At 48.6% G+C, this 22,957-nt stretch carries 25 protein-coding genes and 3 riboswitches; of the genes, 18 read left to right on the top strand and 7 right to left on the bottom strand.

Translation table 11 applies throughout. From position 1 onward, the window contains the following. Positions 1-81: 81 nt before the first annotated feature. Positions 82-225 carry a hypothetical protein gene (locus ACFO8Q_RS23460; RefSeq protein WP_380029716.1) on the bottom strand — a complete coding sequence of 48 codons (144 nt, stop codon included), beginning with the start codon at positions 223-225 and terminating at the stop codon, positions 82-84. 121 nt (positions 226-346) lie between these two features. Between ACFO8Q_RS23460 and ACFO8Q_RS23455 the strand changes: the two genes are divergently transcribed. Beyond that, the gene (locus ACFO8Q_RS23455) at positions 347-802 is read left to right on the top strand and encodes a pyridoxamine 5'-phosphate oxidase family protein (RefSeq protein ID WP_380029714.1); all 456 of its coding nucleotides are present in this window, start codon (positions 347-349) and stop codon (positions 800-802) included. A gap of 60 nt (positions 803-862) precedes the next feature. After that, positions 863-1,333 carry a hypothetical protein gene (locus tag ACFO8Q_RS23450; RefSeq protein ID WP_380029712.1) on the top strand — a complete coding sequence of 157 codons (471 nt, stop codon included), beginning with the start codon at positions 863-865 and terminating at the stop codon, positions 1,331-1,333. A 15-nt stretch (positions 1,334-1,348) separates the two neighbouring features. Here ACFO8Q_RS23450 and ACFO8Q_RS23445 read toward each other — a convergent pair whose 3' ends face one another. Together ACFO8Q_RS23445 and ymfI are read right to left on the bottom strand one after the other, a co-directional pair. Further along, positions 1,349-1,753, bottom strand: coding sequence for a VOC family protein (locus tag ACFO8Q_RS23445; RefSeq protein WP_380029710.1), 405 nt, complete (start codon positions 1,751-1,753; stop codon positions 1,349-1,351). Continuing rightward, positions 1,750-2,508: an elongation factor P 5-aminopentanone reductase gene (ymfI, locus tag ACFO8Q_RS23440; protein ID WP_380029708.1), complete on the bottom strand. Its 759-nt coding sequence runs from the start codon at positions 2,506-2,508 to the stop codon at positions 1,750-1,752. The genes ACFO8Q_RS23445 and ymfI overlap by 4 nt, the downstream gene beginning before the upstream one ends. A 213-nt stretch (positions 2,509-2,721) precedes the next feature. Here ymfI and ACFO8Q_RS23435 point away from each other — a divergent pair, with 213 nt between their 5' ends. Then, positions 2,722-4,071 carry a B12-binding domain-containing radical SAM protein gene (locus tag ACFO8Q_RS23435; RefSeq protein ID WP_380029706.1) on the top strand — a complete coding sequence of 450 codons (1,350 nt, stop codon included), beginning with the start codon at positions 2,722-2,724 and terminating at the stop codon, positions 4,069-4,071. A 7-nt stretch (positions 4,072-4,078) separates the two neighbouring features. Here ACFO8Q_RS23435 and ACFO8Q_RS23430 read toward each other — a convergent pair whose 3' ends face one another. Continuing rightward, the gene (locus tag ACFO8Q_RS23430) at positions 4,079-4,642 is read right to left on the bottom strand and encodes a hypothetical protein (protein WP_380029704.1); all 564 of its coding nucleotides are present in this window, start codon (positions 4,640-4,642) and stop codon (positions 4,079-4,081) included. A 157-nt stretch (positions 4,643-4,799) separates the two neighbouring features. On the opposite strand from ACFO8Q_RS23430, the gene ACFO8Q_RS23425 reads away from it, so the two are divergent. The 7 genes from ACFO8Q_RS23425 to ACFO8Q_RS23395 all read left to right on the top strand — a co-directional run bounded on the left by ACFO8Q_RS23425 (position 4,800) and on the right by ACFO8Q_RS23395 (position 10,876). Then, the gene (locus ACFO8Q_RS23425) at positions 4,800-6,143 is read left to right on the top strand and encodes an acetyl-CoA carboxylase biotin carboxylase subunit (RefSeq protein WP_380029702.1); all 1,344 of its coding nucleotides are present in this window, start codon (positions 4,800-4,802) and stop codon (positions 6,141-6,143) included. 21 nt (positions 6,144-6,164) lie between these two features. After that, on the top strand, positions 6,165-6,377 hold the full coding sequence (locus tag ACFO8Q_RS23420) for an acetyl-CoA carboxylase biotin carboxyl carrier protein subunit (RefSeq protein ID WP_380029720.1): 213 nt from the start codon (positions 6,165-6,167) through the stop codon (positions 6,375-6,377). 19 nt (positions 6,378-6,396) lie between these two features. Continuing rightward, entirely contained in the window at positions 6,397-7,296 is a 900-nt protein-coding gene (locus ACFO8Q_RS23415) for a hydroxymethylglutaryl-CoA lyase (RefSeq protein ID WP_380029700.1), read from the top strand. Between the two features lie 2 nt (positions 7,297-7,298). Further along, positions 7,299-8,084 (top strand): enoyl-CoA hydratase, encoded by a 786-nt coding sequence (locus tag ACFO8Q_RS23410; RefSeq protein WP_380029698.1) that lies wholly within the window; start codon positions 7,299-7,301, stop codon positions 8,082-8,084. 43 nt (positions 8,085-8,127) lie between these two features. Further along, positions 8,128-9,657, top strand: a complete 1,530-nt coding sequence (locus tag ACFO8Q_RS23405) for an acyl-CoA carboxylase subunit beta (RefSeq protein ID WP_380029696.1) — start codon at positions 8,128-8,130, stop codon at positions 9,655-9,657. A 29-nt stretch (positions 9,658-9,686) separates the two neighbouring features. Then, positions 9,687-10,115 (top strand): MaoC/PaaZ C-terminal domain-containing protein, encoded by a 429-nt coding sequence (locus ACFO8Q_RS23400; protein ID WP_380029694.1) that lies wholly within the window; start codon positions 9,687-9,689, stop codon positions 10,113-10,115. Between the two features lie 236 nt (positions 10,116-10,351). Then, the gene (locus tag ACFO8Q_RS23395) at positions 10,352-10,876 is read left to right on the top strand and encodes an MgtC/SapB family protein (protein WP_380029692.1); all 525 of its coding nucleotides are present in this window, start codon (positions 10,352-10,354) and stop codon (positions 10,874-10,876) included. Positions 10,877-10,930: 54 nt separating this feature from the next. Here the strand turns inward: ACFO8Q_RS23395 and bluB are convergent, their stop codons facing one another. The 3 genes from bluB to cobK are packed head-to-tail and all read right to left on the bottom strand — an operon-like array spanning position 10,931 to position 12,955. Continuing rightward, positions 10,931-11,593, bottom strand: coding sequence for a 5,6-dimethylbenzimidazole synthase (gene bluB, locus ACFO8Q_RS23390; RefSeq protein ID WP_380029690.1), 663 nt, complete (start codon positions 11,591-11,593; stop codon positions 10,931-10,933). Continuing rightward, positions 11,590-12,189: a cob(I)yrinic acid a,c-diamide adenosyltransferase gene (locus ACFO8Q_RS23385; RefSeq protein ID WP_380029688.1), complete on the bottom strand. Its 600-nt coding sequence runs from the start codon at positions 12,187-12,189 to the stop codon at positions 11,590-11,592. The genes bluB and ACFO8Q_RS23385 overlap by 4 nt, the downstream gene beginning before the upstream one ends. Next, positions 12,164-12,955: a precorrin-6A reductase gene (gene cobK, locus ACFO8Q_RS23380; protein WP_380029686.1), complete on the bottom strand. Its 792-nt coding sequence runs from the start codon at positions 12,953-12,955 to the stop codon at positions 12,164-12,166. The genes ACFO8Q_RS23385 and cobK overlap by 26 nt, the downstream gene beginning before the upstream one ends. Positions 12,956-13,164: 209 nt before the next feature. Next, positions 13,165-13,328: riboswitch (cobalamin riboswitch) on the bottom strand. A 259-nt stretch (positions 13,329-13,587) separates the two neighbouring features. Between cobK and ACFO8Q_RS23375 the strand changes: the two genes are divergently transcribed. The 8 genes from ACFO8Q_RS23375 to ACFO8Q_RS23340 all read left to right on the top strand — a co-directional run bounded on the left by ACFO8Q_RS23375 (position 13,588) and on the right by ACFO8Q_RS23340 (position 22,943). Further along, a complete protein-coding gene (locus tag ACFO8Q_RS23375) occupies positions 13,588-15,162 on the top strand; it encodes a long-chain-fatty-acid--CoA ligase (RefSeq protein ID WP_380029684.1) in 1,575 nt (524 codons plus the stop codon). Positions 15,163-15,243: 81 nt separating this feature from the next. After that, a riboswitch (cobalamin riboswitch) is annotated at positions 15,244-15,430 on the top strand. Between the two features lie 184 nt (positions 15,431-15,614). Next, the gene (locus tag ACFO8Q_RS23370) at positions 15,615-16,625 is read left to right on the top strand and encodes an ABC transporter substrate-binding protein (protein WP_380029682.1); all 1,011 of its coding nucleotides are present in this window, start codon (positions 15,615-15,617) and stop codon (positions 16,623-16,625) included. A 184-nt stretch (positions 16,626-16,809) separates the two neighbouring features. Continuing rightward, positions 16,810-17,802: a FecCD family ABC transporter permease gene (locus ACFO8Q_RS23365; protein ID WP_380029718.1), complete on the top strand. Its 993-nt coding sequence runs from the start codon at positions 16,810-16,812 to the stop codon at positions 17,800-17,802. Then, on the top strand, positions 17,799-18,581 hold the full coding sequence (locus ACFO8Q_RS23360; RefSeq protein ID WP_380029680.1) for an ABC transporter ATP-binding protein: 783 nt from the start codon (positions 17,799-17,801) through the stop codon (positions 18,579-18,581). Before ACFO8Q_RS23365 ends, ACFO8Q_RS23360 begins: the two co-directional genes overlap by 4 nt. Before the next feature lie 294 nt (positions 18,582-18,875). After that, a complete protein-coding gene (locus ACFO8Q_RS23355; RefSeq protein WP_380029678.1) occupies positions 18,876-20,018 on the top strand; it encodes a ribonucleotide reductase N-terminal alpha domain-containing protein in 1,143 nt (380 codons plus the stop codon). Positions 20,019-20,038: 20 nt separating this feature from the next. Further along, a complete protein-coding gene (locus ACFO8Q_RS23350; RefSeq protein WP_380029676.1) occupies positions 20,039-21,076 on the top strand; it encodes a ribonucleotide-diphosphate reductase subunit beta in 1,038 nt (345 codons plus the stop codon). A gap of 86 nt (positions 21,077-21,162) precedes the next feature. Next, positions 21,163-21,347, top strand: a riboswitch (cobalamin riboswitch). Positions 21,348-21,525: 178 nt separating this feature from the next. Then, on the top strand, positions 21,526-21,723 hold the full coding sequence (locus ACFO8Q_RS23345; RefSeq protein WP_380029674.1) for a CbtB domain-containing protein: 198 nt from the start codon (positions 21,526-21,528) through the stop codon (positions 21,721-21,723). Positions 21,724-21,815: 92 nt separating this feature from the next. Next, positions 21,816-22,943, top strand: coding sequence for a hypothetical protein (locus tag ACFO8Q_RS23340; protein WP_380029671.1), 1,128 nt, complete (start codon positions 21,816-21,818; stop codon positions 22,941-22,943). The last annotated feature ends 14 nt before the right edge of the window (positions 22,944-22,957 follow it).

The following is a 22,957-nucleotide window of genomic DNA, read 5'->3' as shown; positions in this document are numbered from 1 at the left end:
TATACCGAACGGTACGTACGGTGGTGTGGGAGGCCGGCTACTCAATTAATGGGTAGCCTCCTACCCGATTGATGTTCCAGTCTATATTTGATCGGAGAGGAAAAAGGGAAAGGAAGTGTCCGCCGCCTCATCCTGCTCCTTATTTAACCATTCTTCCTCTTCAATCTGAGCGGCAAGCAGGGGGTTTTCGCGATCAGCTTCAGAAAGGGTGGGTCGTTCCATCATTTGCATTTAAACCTCCTTATTTAGATTCGTATGTGCAGAAATGTGCCAAATATAGGTTGTACATTTTATGGTTGTGGTATAATAGGGAAAAATTTTCATCATAAGCGAGAGGGGTTTCCATATGGCTGAAAAAGTGGTTACTGAATTATCCCAAGACCTGGTTAACTTTTTACAGGGGGAAAAACTGGTCTTCCTACATACAACCGATTTTGAAACGGGTGCGCCAAATGTGGCGGCGATCTCCTGGCTGCTTGCGATCAGCCCGAAGGTGATTCGCTTTGCTGTTGATCCTCGTTCCCGCATCGTATCGAACATTAAGAAAGATGGCCGCGTCTCTGTTGCGGTACTTGGGCCCGATTCCTGTTACTCCATAAGCGGTGTGGCGAAAGCGGACACAGAGAACCTGGAGGGTGTAGCGCTCAAAATGATCAAAGTGGAAATTGCAATCGATGAGGTTCGTGATGTAATGTTTTACGGAGCGAAGCTCTTGGCTGAACCGAAGTATGAAAAAACATATGATCCAAAATTGGCGGAAAAATACGATACGGAAGTTTATACTGCGCTGAAAAAGGGATAATGGATAGTAAGACTCTTGCAGGAACCGGGACGTGGGGGCGGACCGGTAGGGGGGATTTACTTGTTGGAGAAACCATTTCTCTTTCCGTTAACCATGAAAAATGGCAAAGTGTTTGACTCCACGGGGAAAGACATCACGGAGGCGTATCAACAATTCAAACAGGTGGAGGCAGCGGAAAAGCTGACGAATGCGCTGGAGATTCTCGGTCAGGTAAAAGCGGAAGGCCAAGAAACCCGCCGCATGTTGTTTGTGGATACCGCTTATAAGTATGCTGCCATCGTGGAGACGTTTGTCGGGGATGACTTGTCCGAACGATTCAACCTGGCGTATGCAGGAAAGGTCAAGATATCGGAAACGGGCGAGTGGGTTCTTGGCAAACTCAATCGGATCTTGATCCCGCTTACAAGTTTGGCAGACCTGTACAAGTACGTGTCATCCGGAACTCTGACCATACAGATGGCAGAAACAGCATGGGATCATCGCGGATGTTCGTTTTATATGATCAAGACCGAAACCGAAAGATTCTATTAAAAATGGCTGACGAGGTCAGCCATTTTTAATTGTACCTGTTTCCCTCTCGGCGTTCAGTTCGATGATATTACCATCCGGATCACAGCAGAAGATTTGTGCCCAGCCCGTGATACTGTCAGGTTTCGCTTTATGGGGAACGTTGAGTTTCTCCAAATGGCGGAGAGTTTGCTCGTAACTTGTCACTCGAATTGCAAAATGGCCATCTCTTGAATCGATGCCGCCCTCTGTACGCAAAGTTTGTGAGGGAGGATGAACAATTACATGCAGCTGCTGATTTCCAATCTCGAACCAGGCACCCGGGAAATCAAAATTTGGCCTTGGTATCTCACGCAAACCGAGCACATCCCGGTAAAACGACTTCGCTCGTTCAAGGTCCGTAACGACTATGCTTATATGGTGAATGGAGTGGCACTCAATCACGTAATCAATCCTCCGTTCGGTGAAATGACTTGTCCTGTGATAAATCCTGACGCGGGAAGGGCGAGAAATCCGACTACTGTGGCTATGTCTTGTGGGGTTCCCAAACGCCCGACAGGCGTTTCCTGTGACAGACTTTCCCGATCCTCGGGATTCAAACCGGCAAGCATGTCCGTATCGACCACACCGGGAGCCACGGCGTTTACCGTGATTCCCGAAGGACCCATCTCTTTTGCGAGGGCTTTCGTAAGCGAGATCAGCCCTCCTTTTGCTGCCGAGTAGGCCACTTCTCCGGATCCGCCGGCAATTCCCCAAATCGAGGACATGTTAATAATTCGGCCATATTGTTTTTGTATCATGATCGGTAAAACCGCTTTTGCACACAGAAAAGGAGCTTTCAAATTGGCCGCAATTACTTGATTCCATTCGTACTCCGTAGTATCGATCAAAAGACTATGGCTGGCGATGCCTGCGTTGTTCACCAAGATATCAGGCTTTCCCAGATACAGGGAGGCGGTTTCGACAAGGCGGGTGACATCTTCAGGTTTTGTGACGTCCGCTTGCACGGGGAGTGCTTTTGTTCCGAACGATTCGCACTCCAATGCCACTTGTTCCGCATACTCCTTCGAATGGAGGTAATTCACGGCGACAAAAGCGCCGAGTTTGGCGAGTTCCTGTGCTATCGCACGACCAATTCCCCGGGAAGCTCCCGTCACTATTGCAGTTTGACCCTCAAGTGGGCGAGTGGATGGACTCAAAGAAAAATCCCCTTTTTCCTAAATTCATTCGTAAAAACATCTTACCGAAAATGCAAGAAGACTACCAGTAGGAATCAGTCACGCGCAAGTTCATTAAATCCGCTTCTTTACATTGGAAGGTAAATAGTGGTAAAACTTTATTGAAGTAGCAACAGACTCCGGCTCCAAACTATGAATCGGCGACATAACCATCTTCTATTGGTTGGTGAAATTATGGAGAAAAAATTTAAGGTAGAGCTTATTACAGCAGAATCCGAAGCTTCACGTTTTGTACGTCATAGACGCCTCATTCGTTTTCCACAGCTAACAATGCCTATGCTAGCAGCCTATACGCCCCCTAACTGGGAAGTTACTCACACGGATGAAATTGTTCAACAGGTAAACTTCGATAAAAAAATAGACGTAGTTGGAATTACTGCAAATACTCCGGCTGCACCCCATGCATATCGACTGGCGGCGGAGTTCAGAAAACGAGGTGTAACGGTCGTAATAGGGGGACCGCATGCAACTTTGTTACCGCAAGAAGTGCAGCGATATGCGGACGCTGTTGTTGTGGGGGAGGGCGAGTTGGTTTGGCCACAGCTGCTCGCCGACTATGAAAAAGGGGAGTTGAGACCTCTTTATTCATCTTGTCAGTTGCCTGACTTACAAGATATGCCGCGACCGCGATGGGATTTAATAAAAGGACGTGTTTATGGAAAAGGGGTAACGATTGCCACCCGAGGCTGCCCGTATGCGTGTGAATACTGTACGATACCGGCCATGTACCAACGAAAAATGCGTTATCGTCCCATCTCCTCGATCGTGGAAGAATTACGGCATATGCCCGGGCGGGCTCTCATCTTTTGGGACGACAATATCGGGGCGAATCGCGCGTATGCCAAGGAATTGTTTAAGGCGATCACACCATTCAAACGTTGGTGGACCAGTCAAACCACATCGGATGCCGCATTTGACGATGAGTTTATGGAGCTTGCTGCAAAGAGCGGGTGTAAAGCTCTTTTTCTCGGTCTCGAAACCATTTCTCAGCAAAGCCTGAACTCTGCCAACAAGCAGCATAACAATGTGGAGAAATATAAGGAGATTCTGCGGCGTTTTCACTACTACGGAATCGCTGTCCAGGCAGGAACCGTATTCGGGTTCGATCATGATGATCGTTCAATTTTCCGCACGACGGTGGAATTTTATCGGGAGATTGGACTTGATTCTGCTACGATCAGTGTCTTGATTCCTTTTCCGAATACGCCTCTATTCCGCAAATTGGAAGCGGAAGGAAGAATCCTGAGCTACGATTGGGAAAAATACAACGGTAAAAAAGACGTTGTTTACCAACCGGCACTAATGTCCCCGGAGGAATTGTTAATGGGGATGGAGTGGGCTGCCCGCCAATTTTATTCTGTACCTTCCATTGTGGAGCGGATGTGGAAATCAAGAACCGGTCTCTGGTGGAATCTCATTCGGAATCTGGGATACCACCTTGCGTTGCGGAATTTTGGCAATGTGGGATATAATCCGGAGCTCCCAGCGAATGGGAACCCCGTCAAACAAGCAAGAACCCCGTAGGATGCGATTACCTTTTCATCGGATCCACAATTCCAAAGTTGCCAAGTCCAATATTAGGATCGATGTATCCGCGAGGGCTGAATGGCTCAATCGGATCGGCTGTCACGAAAGGATCATCGTGGCCGAGCGCTGCTGCCTTCGCAGGTGAAAGTAAGGTGCCGCCGTGCGCTTGTAAAATCCGCTTTGCTTCACCCTTATCGATATCGTTTGTGTCGACGATTACCAGAGTGGACGTATAGCGGGCTCGAATTGCCTCTTCTTCGTTTGCCGCCTCTTCCTGGATGTAGGTTTCGCCGCCTGTTTCAATAGAGTCCTGAACCCCGATATTGTTTATCGCATTGGATACCGGACTTTCAGAGAATCCGGCTCCGGTTACTGGGATAACCGCAGCTCCGATTCCGAAAGCAGCAGCTGTAATGCTGACATCGTTATTCAACAGCGTATCCGCATCTTGATCCGGTTCCGGGCCGCGACGCACGATGGTAATCCGATTTTCAAAAAGTGGTTTTAGCTCATGAACCGCCCGAGCAGCCTGATCCATATCTTGAAATTGACCGATGACTTGTTTCACAATGATATAACCTCCTTCTGGTGCTTAGCCTGCCCTGAAAATAATTTTTTGAAAAATTATGAGCGAGCGCTCGTTCATAAGAGGATTTTTCGTGTATATTGTAGAAGTAAGAGGGTAAAGACGTGTGTTCAGAGAAGAACTGGTGAGGGGGACATCTATGTTTGGGAAAATTCTGATTGCAAATCGGGGCGAGATTGCGGCTCGCATCATGCGTACTTGTATAGCTTTAAACGTCCGAACGGTCGGTATCTATTCCGAGGCGGATGCGGAAGCACCGCATGTGAAAATGGCGGATGAAGCGTATCTGGTTGGTGGGCCGCGTGTAAATGAGAGCTATTTGAATATGGACAACATTTTGGAGATCGCAAAAGTTACGGGAGCCGAAGCGATCCATCCGGGGTACGGTTTGCTTTCGGAGAATGCAGAGTTCGCCCGTAAGTGTGAGGAAGCAGGGATCGTCTTCATTGGTCCGTCTCCCGATGTGATTGCCCGAATGGGAAGCAAAATTGAATCCCGCAAAGCCATGGAAGAAGTCGGAGTTCCGGTGGTTCCCGGAATCACGCATCCTCTTGCGGATGTTGAAGAAGCGGTTCAAGTTGCCAATCACATGGGGTATCCGGTGATGCTGAAGGCCTCGGCAGGCGGGGGCGGAATTGGAATGCAGGTGGTTCGCAATGAAGAGGAACTCCGTAAGGCATATGCGGGCAACCAAAAACGCGCAACCGATTTTTTCGGAGACGGCGCGATGTATGTGGAGAAATATATTGAAAATCCCCGTCATATCGAGATTCAAATTCTGGCTGATCAACAGGGAAACACCGTGTACTTATGGGAACGAGAGTGTTCCATTCAGCGCCGCCACCAAAAAGTGGTCGAGGAAGCTCCTTCTCCGTTCCTGGATAAAGAGACCCGAAGAAAAATGGGCGAAGCGGCTGTCAAGGCCGCGCAATCACTTGGCTACAGCAATGCGGGTACGATTGAGTTTCTGGTTGATGCGGAAAAGAATTTTTACTTTCTGGAAATGAACACGCGTCTACAGGTAGAACACCCTGTTACGGAAGAAATCACCGGGTTGGATCTTGTGGAAAAACAGCTGCGGATTGCTTGCGGAGAACCGCTTGGATTGAATCAGGCTGATGTAAAACGGGAAGGACACGCAATTGAAGTTCGGATTTACGCAGAAGATCCGAAAACGTTTTTTCCATCTCCGGGCACGATTACAAAATTGGTCACACCACAAGGTCCGGGAATTCGTCATGAACTTGCGGTGAGCGAGCGCTCGGCGGTAACCCCCTTCTACGATCCGATGATCGCAAAGCTGATTGTGAAAGGGAAAACAAGGGAGGAAGCAATCGCTCGACTGCAATCGGCACTTGCCGCGTATGAAGTAGAGGGCATTAAAACAAACATCCCGATGCTGCGAGCGGTGGCTGAACACCACGCTTTCCTCGCCGGGGATACGACCACAAGCTTTGTGGCACAACATTTACAGGGCAAATAAGAAAAACGGAGGTTATCGATGATGAATCAAGTGTTGGCAAGCATGGCGGGCAATGTCTGGAAGGTTCTGGTCAAGCCGGGAGATACGGTGGAAGCGGGGCAGGATGTGGTGATTCTTGAATCGATGAAAATGGAGATCCCTATCGCAGCTGACTTTGGTGGAAAAGTGAAGGAAGTCAAAATCAATGAAGGCGATTTTGTCAATGAAGGGGACGTCCTGGTCGAGCTGGAATAGAGAGTGAGGGGAGCAGGCTGTGAAATTTCCGGGAACTGTTACCATAAAAGAAGTCGGGCCGCGGGACGGGCTGCAAAACGAGAAAGCGTTTATCGACACTGAGGATAAAATCAAGTGGATTAACCAATTGTCCCATTCAGGCCTGAAATATATCGAGATCACTTCGTTCGTAAATCCAAAGTGGATTCCCGCACTGGCGGACGCATTTGAAGTGGCGAACGGGATCGAACGGGTAGCGGGAGTCACTTATACGGCACTTGTGCCGAATCGAAAAGGACTTGAGCGGGCGCTCGAAGCAAACATCGATGAAGCGGCTGTCTTTATGTCTGCGAGCGAAACCCACAACCGGAAAAATATCAACAAGTCGATTGATGAAACGTATCCGGTTTTACGCGAAGTGGTGGAGGATGCACTCGAGGCCGGAAAATCGGTGCGCGGATATGTTTCTACAGTGTTTGGTTGTCCATACGAAGGGGCTGTGGAGGTAGAAGCGGTTGTCCGCGTAGCGGAAAAGCTGTTTGAGATGGGAATCGGCGAATTGTCGATCGGCGATACGATTGGACTTGCCAATCCCAAACAGGTCCAAAACGTCTTGCATGTCCTTTTGAAACGATTCCCCGCAGATCGCTTGGCCATGCATTTTCACGACACACGGGGCACTGCTATGGCGAATGTGCTGGCTTCACTTGATGTGGGAATTGCAACATTTGACGCATCCCTTGGAGGCCTCGGTGGCTGCCCGTATGCGCCTGGAGCATCCGGCAACTTGGCGACGGATGATTTACTTTACATGCTTGAAGGAATGGGCATCCAAACAGGTGTAGATCGGGAAAAACTGTTTTCTGCCGCCCGCTTTATTGAGGAGAAATTAGGGCGGCCCCTGCCAAGTCATAACCTTCAAGTTGCCAGGGGGTGCTAAAAGTGGATAACAAAGCAATCTTAGTGTCAAAGCGGGAAGATGGAATTGCAACTCTCGTATTAAACCGTCCGGAAGCGGCAAACGCATTGTCGGTCCAGATGCTTTATGAACTCCATGAGGCCATAAATGAAATCCGGTTTGACCGCTCTGTCCGCTGCGTAATTATTACAGGAGCGGGGGAGAAAGCGTTTTGTGCGGGGGCGGATCTGAAAGAGCGCTCCGGGATGGATCCAACGCAGGTTCGGAAAACGGTCTCCCTGATCCGGGGGGATATGAATGATCTGGAATCGCTTCCACAGCCGGTCATTGCGGCCGTAAACGGTGTGGCGCTGGGCGGAGGAACAGAACTGGCACTGGCCTGTGACATCCGGGTGGCATCTGAACACGCGAAGTTTGGTCTGACTGAAACGTCTCTCGGAATCATTCCGGGGGCGGGTGGCACCCAGCGATTGCCTCGACTGATTGGCAAGGGACGGGCGAAAGAGCTGATTTTTACCGCCAAACGAATCGATGCAAATGAAGCTTTGGCTATCGGACTGGTTGAGTATGTTACACCCGCCGAATCCTTAATGGAGAAAGCTTTGGAAATTGCGGAACAGATTGTCCGCAATGCCCCCATTGCAGTGGCCCAAGCCAAATATGCGATTGATAAAGGCTTTGATGTGGATCTCAATACAGGCCTTGCGATTGAGATGAATGCTTATGAAGTGACCGTTCCGACGAAGGATCGGCTCGAAGGATTGCAGGCGTTTAAGGAAAAACGGGCGCCAAACTATATCGGGGAGTAAAAAACTCCCATTAAAAAATTATTTGCGGAGAGGAGAGATCAGCGTGTCATTCGAAAAAGATTTGCAGGCTCGCGTCGAACAGATCAAGAAGGGTGGAGCTTCGAAATATCATGAAAAGAATGCGGAACAGGGAAAGCTGTTCGTGCGAGATCGCTTGCAGTTGTTGTTTGATCGGGGCTTTGAGTTGGAGGATGCACTGTTTGCCAACTGCATGGCCGAAGACCTCCCGGCAGACGGTGTTGTCACCGCAATCGGCAAGGTAAACGGGCAAGTGGTTTGTGTGATGGCCAACGATTCTACGGTCAAGGCGGGTTCTTGGGGTTCCCGAACGGTTGAAAAAATCATTCGGATTCAAGAGACTGCAGAGAGGATGCGGGTCCCGTTGATTTATCTGGTTGACTCGGCCGGGGCGCGTATTACGGATCAGATCGAAATGTTCCCGGGAAGACGGGGAGCCGGACGGATTTTCTACAATCAGGTGAAGCTGTCGGGCAAAATCCCGCAGGTATGTTTGCTGTTTGGACCTTCCGCCGCAGGGGGAGCGTATATTCCCGCGTTTTGTGACATTGTGATTATGGTTGACGGCAATGCGTCAATGTATTTGGGATCTCCCCGCATGGCGGAAATGGTCATTGGTGAAAAAGTCACCCTTGAGGAGATGGGCGGAGCCCGGATGCACTGCTCAGTGTCCGGGTGCGGGGATGTGTTGGCTGCCAACGAAGAGGAAGCTATTGCATTGGCACGCAGGTATCTCTCGTACTTTCCGGCCAATTTTTCCGAAAAACCGCCTGTCCAAGAAGCCAAGGCACCCAAGCAATTCGAGAAAACGCTTGAAGAAATTATCCCGGCCAACCAGAATGCTCCATTTAACATGTATGACCTGATTGACCGGATCATCGACGAAGGGTCGTTCTTTGAAATCAAGAAACTGTTCGCGGGTGAATTAATCACGGGATTGGCCCGCATGAACGGAAAAGCGGTCGGCATCATCGCGAACCAACCGCGCGTAAAGGGCGGCGTGTTGTTCCATGACTCTGCAGATAAGGCGGCACGGTTTATCACATTGTGTGACGCGTTCCATATACCGGTCCTGTTCTTGGCTGACGTGCCAGGGTTTATGATCGGAACGAAGGTCGAACGTGCAGGTATCATCCGTCATGGTGCCAAGATGATCTCCGCAATGTCGGAAGCTTCTGTGCCCAAGATTTCGGTGATTGTACGGAAGGCGTACGGAGCGGGTCTCTACGCAATGGCGGGGCCTGCGTTTGAACCGGATTGCTGCCTGGCTCTGCCTACGGCACAGATCGCCGTCATGGGACCGGAAGCTGCGGTGAATGCGGTGTACGCAAACAAAATTGCCGAGCTGCCGGAAGAGGAGCGGGCTGCTTTTATCGAAGCAAAACGGGAGGAATATCGCAAGGATATCGATATCTACCGTCTGGCATCCGAAATGGTGATCGATGGCATCATCCCGGCCAATTCCCTGCGGGATGAGTTGATAAAGCGGTTTAAGGCATATTCATCGAAGTACATGGTGTTCTCGGAGCGGAAACACCCTGTGTATCCGGTGTGATAATGAAGTAAGCGGTTAGGAGGAAACGGATGTTTAATCGGACTTTTGAAGAGTATGAGGTAGGGGAACAGTGGGTCAGCCGCGGCAGGACGTTAACAGAATCAGATATTGTGAATTTCGCCGGGGTAAGTGGAGATTTCTATGTGCTGCATACGGATGCAGAGTATGCCAAAGGAACACCGTTCGGACAACGAATCGCGCATGGAATGTTGGTTTTATCGATTTCAACAGGGTTAATGGATTTCTTTCCCGGCAAAGTTCTGGCTTTTTACGGCATCGATCAACTTCGATTCACCGCGCCAACGTTTATCGGGGATACAGTCCATGTGGAAATGGAACTGCTTGAAAAACATGAACGGCGGTCGGGAGGTTTGCTTGTTGTGAAACATGAAGTAAAAAAGCAAACAGGAGAGCCGGTGATTGTCGGAACTCTGAAAATACTGGTCGGGGCAAATTAATGCCCCTTTTATCAAACGACACGGAAACAGACAAACGGTTATCCGTTCTATCCGGTGTGATGCTTTTTTTGGCATAAACCTATAAAGGAAAGCATGAAAGAGGGGTTCCTATCAATGGGGGGAGCCTCTTTTTAATTTGGATTTTTCGAATAATACGATTTTCTAATGCATACCCAATTGTAAAGAGGAGCCGGGCACAGAAGGAGTCGCTTTTTTTCGGCAAGGGAGGGGAACGCATGGATTTTCTTGAGATGATCTATCGGCTGCTAATTCAAGCCAACTGGGAAATGTATGTACGGATTCTGATAAGTGCTGTCTTAGGACTTTACATAGGCTGGGATCGGTCGTATAAAAATAAACCTGCCGGGCTGAAGACCTATATGTATGTATCCGTCGCTTGCACATTGATTACTCTTGTCTCCATTTATAGTGTGAGACTCTACAGCAGTCCGAACAGCGGTACGATGATGGATCCCATGCGCCTCGCGGCACAGATTGTGACGGGGTTGGGTTTTTTGGGAGCGGGGGTAATTTTAAAAGACGGCTGGCAGGTCAAAGGGTTAACCTCTGCCGCCATGATCTTTTTTGCGGGTGGAGTGGGGATTGGGATTGGGGCCGGATTCTATGGGATCGTGATTTTTTCGGTCATCACGACATTTGTTTTCGCGAGAGTGGGTTTATATTTTGAAAAAAGGCATCGAAAATTTGCCCGAAGCAGCAGCCCGAATCCCAACGCTTCGAAACATGATGAGGTCATTTGAATCGAATCTCGAGGGGATTGGATGGCTGCAAGTTAAGCGGGGAGGCGCGTTGCATCAGCCTCCCCTTCGAGCTCCCCATTTTTCATCGAAAACCAGATCTGCAAGAGGAATTCGCCCCCGCCAGCCGGATGTTTCGAGCAGTGGGCGCGGAGGAAAATCATCGACATACCCGAGGGAGATCAGACCGATCGGGTCGATGTGCGGAGGTATATCGAGAATGTGGCGGATGTCCGGTTTTTTGAAAATTGACACCCAGCCCATGGCGATTCCTTCTGCCCGAGAAGCCAGCCACATATTCTGGATGGCACAGGATACAGAGAACACGTCCGTTTCGGGAATCGAGTTGCGGCCCAATACATGTCGGCCGCCCCGGGTAGGATCACAAGTGACACAGATCGTTAACGGTGCCTGAAGAATTCCTTCCACCTTTAGTTTCAGGTAAAGATCTTGACGGTTGTCTTCGAAATGCAGGGAGGCGGCGACTCTTTCCCGATCTACCGCGTCTCGTAAGCGTTGCTTCACTTCCTGCGAACGAATCAAAATAAAGTTCCACGGCTGCATGAACCCGACGGAAGGGGCATGGTGTCCGGCATCCAGGATCCGGGCAACCGCATCTTCATCAAGCGGATCAGGCAGGAAAGAACGGATATCACGCCTTTCATAGATGGCTTTGTAGACGGCAGCGCGTTCTTGATCGGTAAAAGCGTGGCGGTTCATTGGGAATCTGCCTCCTTGCCTTTGCCCATTGCATGCCGGAAAACATTGCGGGAACGAATGTATTCCCGGTCGAAACGTCCGCAGCGTGCGTTGGCGGCACGGGCCATCGCGAAAAACAGGTCAGACAGCCGGTTCAAATAACGCAAGCATTCCGGATTGATCGATTCCGTTTTGGACAGAGCGACCACCCGCCGTTCCGCTCTACGGGTTACCGTACGGCAGACGTGAAGCTTGGCGGCAGGACGTGAACCTCCGGGCACAATAAATTTTTTTACCGGCACGGCTTGCTGCATATACTGATCGATCAATGGTTCAAGACGATCCACCATTTCGGCTGTCACTTTGTACGGACGAACCTCTCCGACCGTTGCCAAATCGCTCCCAACATCAAACAGTTCCTGCTGGACGTCATCCAAAACATCCGCCATATCCCGCAGATCGACCGGCCACTCTTCAAGTAATGCCAATGCATCGCCAACGAAAGAATTCGCTTCATCTACGGTGCCGTAAGCGTCAACCCGTAAATCATCTTTGCTGCGTCGATCCCCGACAAGAGCTGTCGTTCCTTGATCACCGCTGCGTGTGTAAATGCTCATCCGGAATTGCCTCCTTTAATGATTCAATCACATCTTTGACAGATTCATACACCCGCCCGTAGTCGATTCCCGGCCGGCAAATCACGATCACCCGGATGCCGTTGTCCAAGGCAGCTTTCACCTTTTCTTTGACAGATCCCTCTGCACCCGATTCTTTGGTGATCACGGTGGTTACATTATAATGACGATAGAAAGCGACATTCAGGTCTTCGGAAAAAGGGCCCTGCATTGCCACTATATTCTTTTGCGGGATCCCAAGTTCAGAACACTTGCGCATGTTGTCCTCCGTGGGGAGCATGCGGGCAATCATGCGGATTCCATCTATGCCGTTGAGAATTTCGGCAAATATGTGGAGTGTCTTGGAACCTGTTGTCAAAAAAATGGTTCCTTTCCGTTCCAAAGCGGCTTCGGCAGCCTCCCGATAATCCCGGACATACGTAATCAGAGGATGATCCGACAAAATCGTACCGGGACGTTCATAACGGAAATAAGGAATTCCCGTGAAATTGGCTGCCTGCATTGCATTTTGCGAAGCGATTTCGGCAAACGGATGACTGGCATCGACAACGGCGATTATCTTTTCCCGCTGCAGCATTTCAACCATTTCCTCCGTCGTTTTGCGTCCCACAGAAACCGCAAGTCCCGCTTCCCTTAAAGATTCCGCAGCTGATTCCGTGACTACCGAAGTGAGCAGCGAATATCCCGCGGATCGCAGTTCAATCGCCAATTCGCGGGCGTCGCTCGTGCCCGCCAAGAAGAAAATCATTGATCATACCCCCAATGACACCCCAAAAAGTGAAGAAAACGTTTCAACGGGAATTCCGAGTACTTTTTGGGGGCCCCATAATTATTAAACAATAATAAACCCCTCGCCAGGGAGGGGAAGGACACACCAAGACCATGCAGACAAAGAAACAGTCCCGTGTGACACCTCCCTATCTCCCGTAGGTACAGCGCGTCGTGCGACGCGACATTACGGTGCCGCTGGAACAGGCAGGTCTCCTGGCTTCGAATCTTCATCCTGTACTCCCTTCCCAAGCATATGCTCAGTGGCTTCCATACAGGACTCCTCGTTACAGTGGCGGGACCGCGTTGGATTTGCACCAAACTTCCCTTTTTCCTGTTCCCGAAAATATCCAATTGTTCATTAGTCCGAACTCCATATCCATGTATTCGGAACGGTTGCTTAAAATCCTGCCGATCCCAAAAATTTCACGGGGAAGGAAAGCGGTTAGTTGTTTCGGCTTTCGATATTGAGATGTTTTACAAAATATTATAAAATTAAATTCGATAGATAACCTGAGTATTTATTTTCACTCTTCAAATGAATGAATATTCATTCATTTGGTCTTGTTATCATATCATGAGGCAGGCCAATATTTTTTGGGGGAGAGGCAAATGACCACGACTGAAGAACAAAATCTGCTCAATCTTACTTTGCCAGGATTTTTGGAACAAGCTTGTAAGCGGTTTCCTGTACGAACCGCCATTCACTTTAAGGGACTGGAATTGGATTATCAAACACTTTGGGTATATGCGAATCGTTTTGCTGCCGGGTTATCCGGACTTGGAATCGAAAAGGGAGACCGGGTGGCCATTATGCTCCCAAACTGTCCTCAGTACGTCGTAGCCTATTACGGGATTTTGCTGGCGGGCGGAATTGTGGTCCAGCTCAACCCGATGTCGGTAGAGCGAGAGATCGACTATTTTCTGAGTGACTCGGGGACCAAAGCAATGGTGGTGTTTGCCCCGCTGTTGCCAAAGGTCGCAGGAGCACCAAGTTCTGCGAATCTGGTGAAGAAAATCGTTGTCGATTTGCCGCCAACCGGTACGGTTTATGAGGGGGATGCGGTAGGGTTTGAAGCTTTCGTTGCTGGAGCACCCATACCAACCTCCCAAGTGGAAATTTCACCGGAGGATGTAGCGGTTTTGCAGTATACCGGCGGAACGACCGGTCGGTCCAAGGGCGCTATGCTGACCCATCGGAATATTGCTGTCAATGCTTATCAAACATATGTCGTGATGGGGGGAGAACAGAAGGAACAGGATCGTTTTCTGGTAGTTCTTCCGCTCTTCCATGTGTATGGAATGACAGTGGCAATGAACGCCGGCATCGTGGGTGGCTCTCAGTTGGTCATCCTGCCGCGTTTTGATCTGGAAGAAACCTTGAATACAATCAGGGAAACAAGACCGACGATTTTTCCGGGTGTCCCCACTATGTATGTAGCGATTAACTCTCATCCGAAAGCGGAAGAGTACGGGATTTCGTCAATTCGCATTTGCGTGAGCGGTTCTGCCCCCATACCGGTTGAAGTCATTAAAGAATTCGAAGCGAAGACGGGCGGAACAATGATCGAAGGGTACGGCTTGTCAGAAGCGTCGCCTGTTACCCACTTCAATCCGCTTGAAAAACGGAAGCCCGGATCGATCGGCAGCACACTTGTTTACACAGAAGCCAAAATTGTCGATGTGAGTGATCGAACGAAGGAACTTCCGCCATATGAGGCGGGTGAGCTTCTCATTCGCGGTCCGCAAGTCATGAAGGGATACTGGAACATGCCGGAAGAAACGGCGGAGACGATTCAGGATGGCTGGCTTCACACAGGAGATATTGCCCGAAGAGACGAAGACGGCTATTATTACATTCTTGACCGCAAGAAAGATATGATCATTGCGGGAGGCTTTAACGTGTACCCGCGTGACGTGGAAGAAGTATTATACCAGCATCCGGCAGTGCAGGAGGCTGTGGTGATTGGAGTTCCCGATGAATATCGCGGTGAAAACGTGAAGGCATTTCTTGTGCCGAAGCCGGGAGTGACTCTGACGGAGCAAGAAATGTCCGTCTTCTGCCGTGAAAAATTGGCTGCCTATAAAGTGCCCCGCATCTTCGAATTCCGATCCGAGCTGCCCAAGACAGCCGTTGGAAAAATTCTTCGTCGAACTCTGAGAGAGGAAGAATTCAAAAGGGTGTAAAAATCAAAACGGGTATAGACAAACTCTGTCACATCACTGTATCCTTAACACGAAGATGAAAATTTCGCTTGTCATATAATTTCATATTGTTCTCGTCTAGGTGCCCTTGTGTCAGCAAGGGGTAACAGGGAATCGGGTGCAAATCCCGAGCGGTCCCGCCACTGTAACCGGCGAGCTCTCTTTCATTGATGTCACTCGAGTAATCGGGGAAGACGAAAGAGCGCAATGATCCGGAAGCCAGGAGACCTACCTAAACGAGTTCACCAAGTCAGCCTTCGAGGAAAGGTTCGGTGTAAAGAATTGGATCTCTGCGACTGTTTGTTTGATTGCGCAGATCACCATGCATTTATTCCCCCAGCCTTTTTGGCTGGGGTTTTTTAGTTGGGCTGAACGGTTTATGCAAGCGGAAACTGACATCACATCTGGATAGGGAACAGGAGGATTTCAACAAAATGAAATGGATCAAAAATGCACGTAACTTTGTACTTTTATTTTTAACGGCCGTGCTTGCAGTACTGCCTGCATGCGGAAGCTCAACGAAAGAAACTTCAACACAGGCCACCACCCAAGAATCTGCAAAATCCACTGCCTACCAACCGGTTACGATAGAAAACTATAACCGGACTCTCACTTTCAAGGAAGTACCCAAGAGGGCTGTCACATTAAACCAACATGTGACGGAAATCATGCTTGCCTTGGGGCTGGAGGATCGAATGGTGGGCACCGCGTATCTGGACGATAAAATATTGCCGGAATTTCAGGAGGCATACTCCAAAATTCCCGTACTGTCAAATAAGTATCCTTCGAAAGAAGTGTTTATGGCGGCTCAGCCGGACTTTGTCTATGCAGGTTGGAAAAGTGCTTTCACGGAAAAAGCGGTCGGAACGGTTGAGGAGTTGGAAAAAGCAGGAATTCGAGCATATCTTCAGGAGTCCTCTGACATGACAGCCCCTACCCTGGAGGATGTGTATAAGGATATCCAGAACATCGGGCGAATTTTTAATGTCGAAGCGAAGGCAAACGAAACGATCAACAAAATGAAGAAGGATATGGAACAAATCACCAAGCAAATCGGACCAGTCGATAAACCTCTCAAGGTTTTCGTTTATGACAGCGGGGAGGATCAAGCTTTTACGGCGGCCAACAACTACATGACCCGTTTGATCAGCTTGGCGGGAGGAAAAAACGTATTTGATGACATCCAGAAAGGCTGGGCTAAAGTTAACTGGGAAGAGGTCGTAAACAGAAATCCGGAGGTTATCATTATTGTGGATTATGGTGAAAAGACTGTCGCACAGAAACAAGACCTGCTTCTCGCTAAAAAAGAGCTTGCCGATGTTCCCGCTATAAAAAACAAGAGGTTTATAGTGCTTCCTCTTTCAGCAGCAGCCGAGGGAATCCGTGCACCTCTTGCACTAAAGATACTATCCAAAGGGTTTTACCCGGATAAATTCAAAGAATAAAGCGGTAGCAATGTTGTACCCCGAAAAGAGGTGAATTGTTGTGCAGAAAGCAATTCAGCAAGAAGAGTTACCTTTTCAGAGATCCGATTCCTATCAGATTGAGACTGAAAAACCCGATATCAGACAATATCGGGTTTGGTTTTCAATCATCTCCGCCAGCTTGACGATTGCCCTTGTTGTTTCAATGACTATTGCGGTCACCCTTGGACCGGTTCCGATCCAGCCAGAAACGGTATGGCGTATCGCCTTATCTCACATCCCTTTCTTCAGTGAATGGGTGGAAGCTGACTGGTCGAAGGCACAAGAACACATTATCTGGGACATTCGCTTTCCGCGGGTGCTGCTCGGAGCTATTGTCGGTGCAGGATTATCCGTCGTGGGAGTGGCTATTCAGGCCCTCGTAAGAAATTCGCTGGCCGATCCCTATCTTCTTGGCGCATCCTCTGGTGCTTCAGTCGGTGCTACGCTTGTGATCTTGTTTGGCGCGTTTAGTGTCTTTGGTCAATATGCCCTTTCGTTTGGCGCGTTTGTGGGGGCTCTTTTATCCGTTATTTTTGTCTTTTTTCTTTCACAGGTGGGAGGCCGTATCTCAACGGTTCGGCTGCTGCTCGCCGGTATTGCCGTTTCTGCAATCCTGATGGCAGTCACAAGTATGATAATTTTTGCGGCACCGAAAGAGCACGCCATCCGTTCTGTACTGTTTTGGATCAAGGGCAGCTTGGCCGGGGCAAAATGGGACTACCTCACGATTCCGGCTCTGGCGGTCATTGCCGGCACGATTGTTCTTCTTTTCCAATACAGAACGCTCAACGTCATGCTAATGGGCGAGGAGACAGCGAGTACACTAGGGGTCAATACCGATCGTTTCCGCAAATTTCTCTTGGTGCTAACCGCACTGTTAACGGGTGTGATTGTCGCAATAAGCGGGGCGATCGGTTTTGTCGGGCTGATGATGCCTCATATTGTCCGACTCATCGTTGGCTCTGATCATCGTCGTGTCTTGCCGGTGAGTGCACTGCTCGGGGCGATTTTTATTATTTGGGCGGACGTTTTGGCAAGACTTGTGTTCGCACCGGAGGAGATACCGATCGGCATCATCACTTCGTTGTGCGGAGGTCCGTTTTTTATCTGGTTGATGCGCCGCAGCTCCTATTCATTTGGAGGTGGCGGACGATGAATCTTCTGGTGGAGAACATTTCGATTACCATCGAGAAGAAAAATCTTTTGAGAAATATTGGGTTGCAAGTGGAGACGGGAGAATTTATAGGTCTGATCGGGCGGAACGGAAGCGGAAAATCGACATTGTTGAAAAGTGTCTACCGCATCATGAAACCCGACGCTGGAATCATCTCTTTGGACGGCGAAGATATCTTTCGCTTGTCTCCCCGTCAAACAGCGCAGCGTATGGCCGTTGTACGGCAAGAGGCACCGGTTGAGTTTGATTTTACGGTCCGTGAAATTGTGAAGATGGGACGTTCTCCGCATAAGCGATTGCTCCAATCTGATTCGACAGATGATCAAGACATTGTCAATGATTCGCTGTCTCGTGTCGGTATGCGAGACCTTGCCGACCAAAGTTATATGACGCTGTCCGGCGGGGAAAAGCAGCGGGTACTCATTGCCAGGGCCCTTGCTCAACAGGCCAAATTTCTGGTGCTTGATGAACCTACCAACCATCTTGATATTCGTTATCAACTGCAAATCATGGATCTGCTAAAAGATCTGAAAATTACTGTGCTTGCCGCACTGCATGATTTAAATATTGCCGGAGTGTATTGCGATCGTCTCTATGTGATTGAATCCGGAGAAATTGTCACTTCCGGCACCCCGGAAGAAGTGCTGCGACCGGAGTTGTTGCGGAATGTGTTTGGCGTAGAAACAGAGGTCATCATTCATCCGATTACAGGGAAACCCCATATTACCTTCTTTTCGGAGATGAGCATACGCAAAGAATAGGGAGGACGATCGAATTGGCGCATAGTAAATGCAGTTTCTGCGGCTTTCTCTATAATGAATGGGCCGCGCAGAACCCGTTCGACCGGAATTGGAATCAACGGATACTTTGGAAGAATTAGTGATAGCAGGACAATTAGGAACAGCTGAACCTTTTCGCGCTGACGTTTGGCGTGATGGGGGATATCCATTCGGGAGTCCGGTGTTCGAAAGCGATCCCGCAGCTGCATCGCGTTGGACCGTGTTTGCCAAAAAAATGACATGTGAAATGTAAGTGAACAACAAAAGGAGATACCCATGAACATTATCAAACGGAATGGTCAAACAGAAGAACTTATATTTGCCAAGTTTAAAAAAGTGATTGATTTTGCGTGTGAGGAGCACGCGGGGTGTGATCCACTGGAGTTGGAGACGGCACTCTTACCGCACTTTAAAAACAACATCACCACAAAAGAAATTCAAAGAACATTGATCCAGGTGGCAGTTGAGAAAACAAGTGTGGAGCAGCCGAATTGGCAGTTCGTTGCCGCGAAGCTGCTCGTTTATGACCTCTACAAGGACGCGGCCATTCATAGGAAGTACGATCATTTTGGCTATGGGGATTTCTATACCTTGCTCGTAGACCTCACAGAGAAAGGACTTTACGGCAGTTATATCCTGGATAACTATTCAAAGGACGAAGTGGACGAGCTGGGAGCGTATATCAAGCCGGACCGGGACTATCTGTTTAATTACATTGGATTGAAGAACCTTGCGGATCGGTACCTTATCAAGGGAGTGAATGGGGAAGTTTTGGAACTTCCACAGGAGCTGTTTATGGGAGTCGCCATGCATTTGGCTATGAAGGAACGTGAGAAAGTAAAATGGGCGAAGCAATTCTACGATGTGTTGAGCAGTCTGGAAATGACAGTAGCTACGCCTACATTAGCGAACGCGAGAAAGCCGCATCATCAGTTGTCGAGCTGTTTTATTGATACGGTTCCGGACAATCTCCGGGGAATCTATCATGTTGACCAAATAAAAGAAGATGTTGCAAAATACGGAGTGCGAAACGCATGGATGTTTGCGATTGCGCCTACCTCAACCACCTCCTTGATAGCGGGTTCTACAGCGGGTATTGACCCGATTTATAACAAGTTTTTCATTGAGGAGAAGAAAAATGCTGTCATTCCGCAAACAGCACCTGATTTAAACCCGGAAACGTTTTGGTACTACAAGGAGGCTCACTACATTGACCAACGCTGGAGTATTCGAGCGGCAGGAAAACGGCAGCGTCATATTGATCAGTCGCAATCTTTTAACTTGTATATTACACCCGGAATCTCTGTGAAGGAGTTCCTCGAACTTTATGTGGCGGCTTGGGAAAACGGTCTCAAAACTGTTTATTATTGTCGAAATAAGAGTTTGGAAGTGGAAGATTGTATAAGCTGTTCGGCGTAGCATGATTGGAGGATGTAAGGGTGGAGCTAACCAAGAAAAAGTTATTCAACGAATCTGGTGACCGAGACTGGGGCAAGCGCCGTATGATTGGCGGGAATACGACCAATCTGATCGAGTTAAATAACGTAAAATATGAATGGGCTACCAAAATGTATCGCACAATGATGAACAATTTTTGGATTCCGGAGGAAATTCCTTTAGCGCAAGATGCCAAAGATTATAAGAAATTGACTGCTGAAGAGCGGCAAAGCTACGATAAGATCATCAGTTTCCTAATCTTCTTGGATTCTTTGCAAACGGCTAATCTTCCTAACATTAATGATTACATCACTGCACCTGAAGTCAATCTTTGTTTGACTGTCCAAACGTTTCAGGAAGCGGTTCACAGCCAAAGCTATTCCTATCTATTAGACAGTGTGTGTTCCGCCGAAGTGCGGGACAGTATTTACAATCAATGGCGGGAAGACAAGCACCTGCTCAGGCGTAACCGATTTATTACGGATCTGTATGAGAGCTTTATAGAAAATCCGTCAGAAGAGAATCTCTTGCGTACCATCATGGCGAATTATATTTTGGAGGGCATCTACTTTTACAGTGGTTTCAGTTTTTTCTATGCGTTAGGCAGACAGGGAAAAATGCTGGGTACTGTATCTGTCATTAAGTACATTCAACGCGATGAGTTGACTCATTTAGCTTTATTTCAGGGAATTTTTCGTGAAATTCGGAAAGAAAATCCGGAATTGTTCACACCCAAACTTATTAAAGATCTCCGGCAAATGATGAAAACAGCTGTCGAGCATGAGATCGGATGGGGACAATACATCACAAACAATGAGATTCCCGGATTGAATGATGAAATTATTGAAAAGTATATTAAGTATTTATCGAATGAAAGATTGAAGAAACTCAATTTGGAAATTCTGTATCCGGAGGTTACAGATCACCCGATGAAATGGGTAGAAAGCTTCAGCAATATGAACGGAATCAAAACCGACTTCTTTGAGCAAAAGGTGACCAACTATAGCAAATCTTCGAATTTAAATTGGGATGATCTCTGATCGCAAACAAATTGGGTATGGACAAACTTTGCCAAATCCATGTATGCTTAACACGAATATAAAAATCTTGTCTTTCATAATTATTTCAATAGCGTACTCGTCTAGGTGCCCCAAGATTAATGGGGGTAACAGGGAATCGGGTGAAAATCCCGAGCGGTCCCGCCACTGTAACCGGCGAGCTCTCTTTCATGATGTCACTCGAGGAATCGGGGAAGGCGAAAGAGCGCGATGATCCGGAAGCCAGGAGACCTACCTGGAGCGAGCACACCCAAGTCTGCCTTCGAGGAAAAGGTACGGTGTATGAGTAGGAATCCTGCGATCAATGGTGTTCGTGTGCAGGTTACCATGCTTATTTAGACCCCAGCCTTTTCGGCTGGGGTTTTTTACTGGGCTGAAGTAGTCAGGCATGCGGGGGAGCCGGATTGATATTCAGGGAAGGAGGTGAACAGATGACTACAATCGCTCAAAAGCTTTTTGCGATTCAGGTGAGTCCGACACTCGCCAAAATTTTATATGTTTTACAGTGGGTGCTTCTAATCGGGTGGATCCCTTTTACATTATACGGACTGTTCTTTACTCCCATTGCTCCGCTGCACGATGCGGTCCATCCGACCCGTCACAGCATGACGATGGTTCCCTGTCACTAGTCCTATCCTGTTACTTATCCCCCGCATGCCTGAACATTTGAGCAATAGATTTGCCGGAAACATACTTTGGTAGGAAAAAGGAGATGGAAATTGTGAAGTTCAATCTGTTCCGCTTTGTACTTTTCTTAATTCTTCCCGTTGTCATTATCAGTTCTATCGTCTTTAGCGTAGGGATTCTGGAGAGTTATGAGGAAAAAGGGGAATATCTGGTTCCTCAGAATCCTATCGCACACGAAAGTGCCACGTTCTCTTATCAGTTACTCGATCCGGCCACGAATCAGCCGCTCCAAAACGCTTCGGTACATATGGAAATTGTCAAAACGGAAGCGCTGAATCCTTGGCTGTATGTCGGATATCTCCGCGAGGACAATCAAGGTACCGGTTTGGTCTATGAGATGGACTACTTGCTGCACGACGGAAAAATTCAACTGGAATCGAACTTCTGGGATGCAGGTTCCTATACAGTCTCAATCCACGCGACAGCACCCGGACTAAAATCGCCGGTTGATGTTCAGATTCCGGTTGAGGTAAAAGTGCCGTTGGGGAAAATCGTGAATACAATCGGCTTGTTTGCGGCTATTTTGATTGCTGCGATGATCAGCGGCTATATTGCAGGAACTCTTGAGAATCCGTTTAAGAAAGCCTCCAATTCAGGTGGAGCGATTAAAACTGTCGTTTCCGTTCTTGTTGTTGGGCTGCTGGTTGCAGGAAGCGTCCCATCTGCATTGGCACATGGGAATGGGGCTCCATCCGGACCGGGTGGCACGATGCAGATCGAAAAGGAGGGTGTAAAAGCCGAATTAAAGATGAATCCTGCAGAACCAGTACAAAAAGGCGAGCCTGTTCATTTTACAATGACCTTCCGGGACGCAAAAACGGGTGAACCGGTGAAGGGAATTGACGCAAACGTATCCCTGAACCATATTGATGACAATTTGACGATGTTCTCCACACGCACCCAGATTCAAAATGGGCAGTTGGAATTTGATTATGCTTTTCCGGATACTGCCGAGTTTGCAGTTGTTGTGCATGCGGCACCAAATTCGCCGCAATCAACGCTTTCCGCACCGTTTGACGGCGAGTTTTCTTTTGAAGTGCCTCCGGTCGATCCAAGCTTGGGAGCCCAAATCCGGGCAGGTATTTTAATGTTGGCGGTCGTGGCTGCGGGACTCGTGATCGGAGTGGTTGGAGGGAAGCGAAGAAAGGCAGCTTTTGCGTGACTACCGCCATCTAT

The sequence above is a fragment of the Effusibacillus consociatus genome, from assembly GCF_042652925.1.
Lineage (GTDB): Bacteria > Bacillota > Bacilli > Tumebacillales > Effusibacillaceae > Effusibacillus > Effusibacillus consociatus.
The sequence above is the reverse complement of the archived record's forward strand: the minus strand, read 5'-3'. Positions and strand labels throughout refer to the sequence as shown.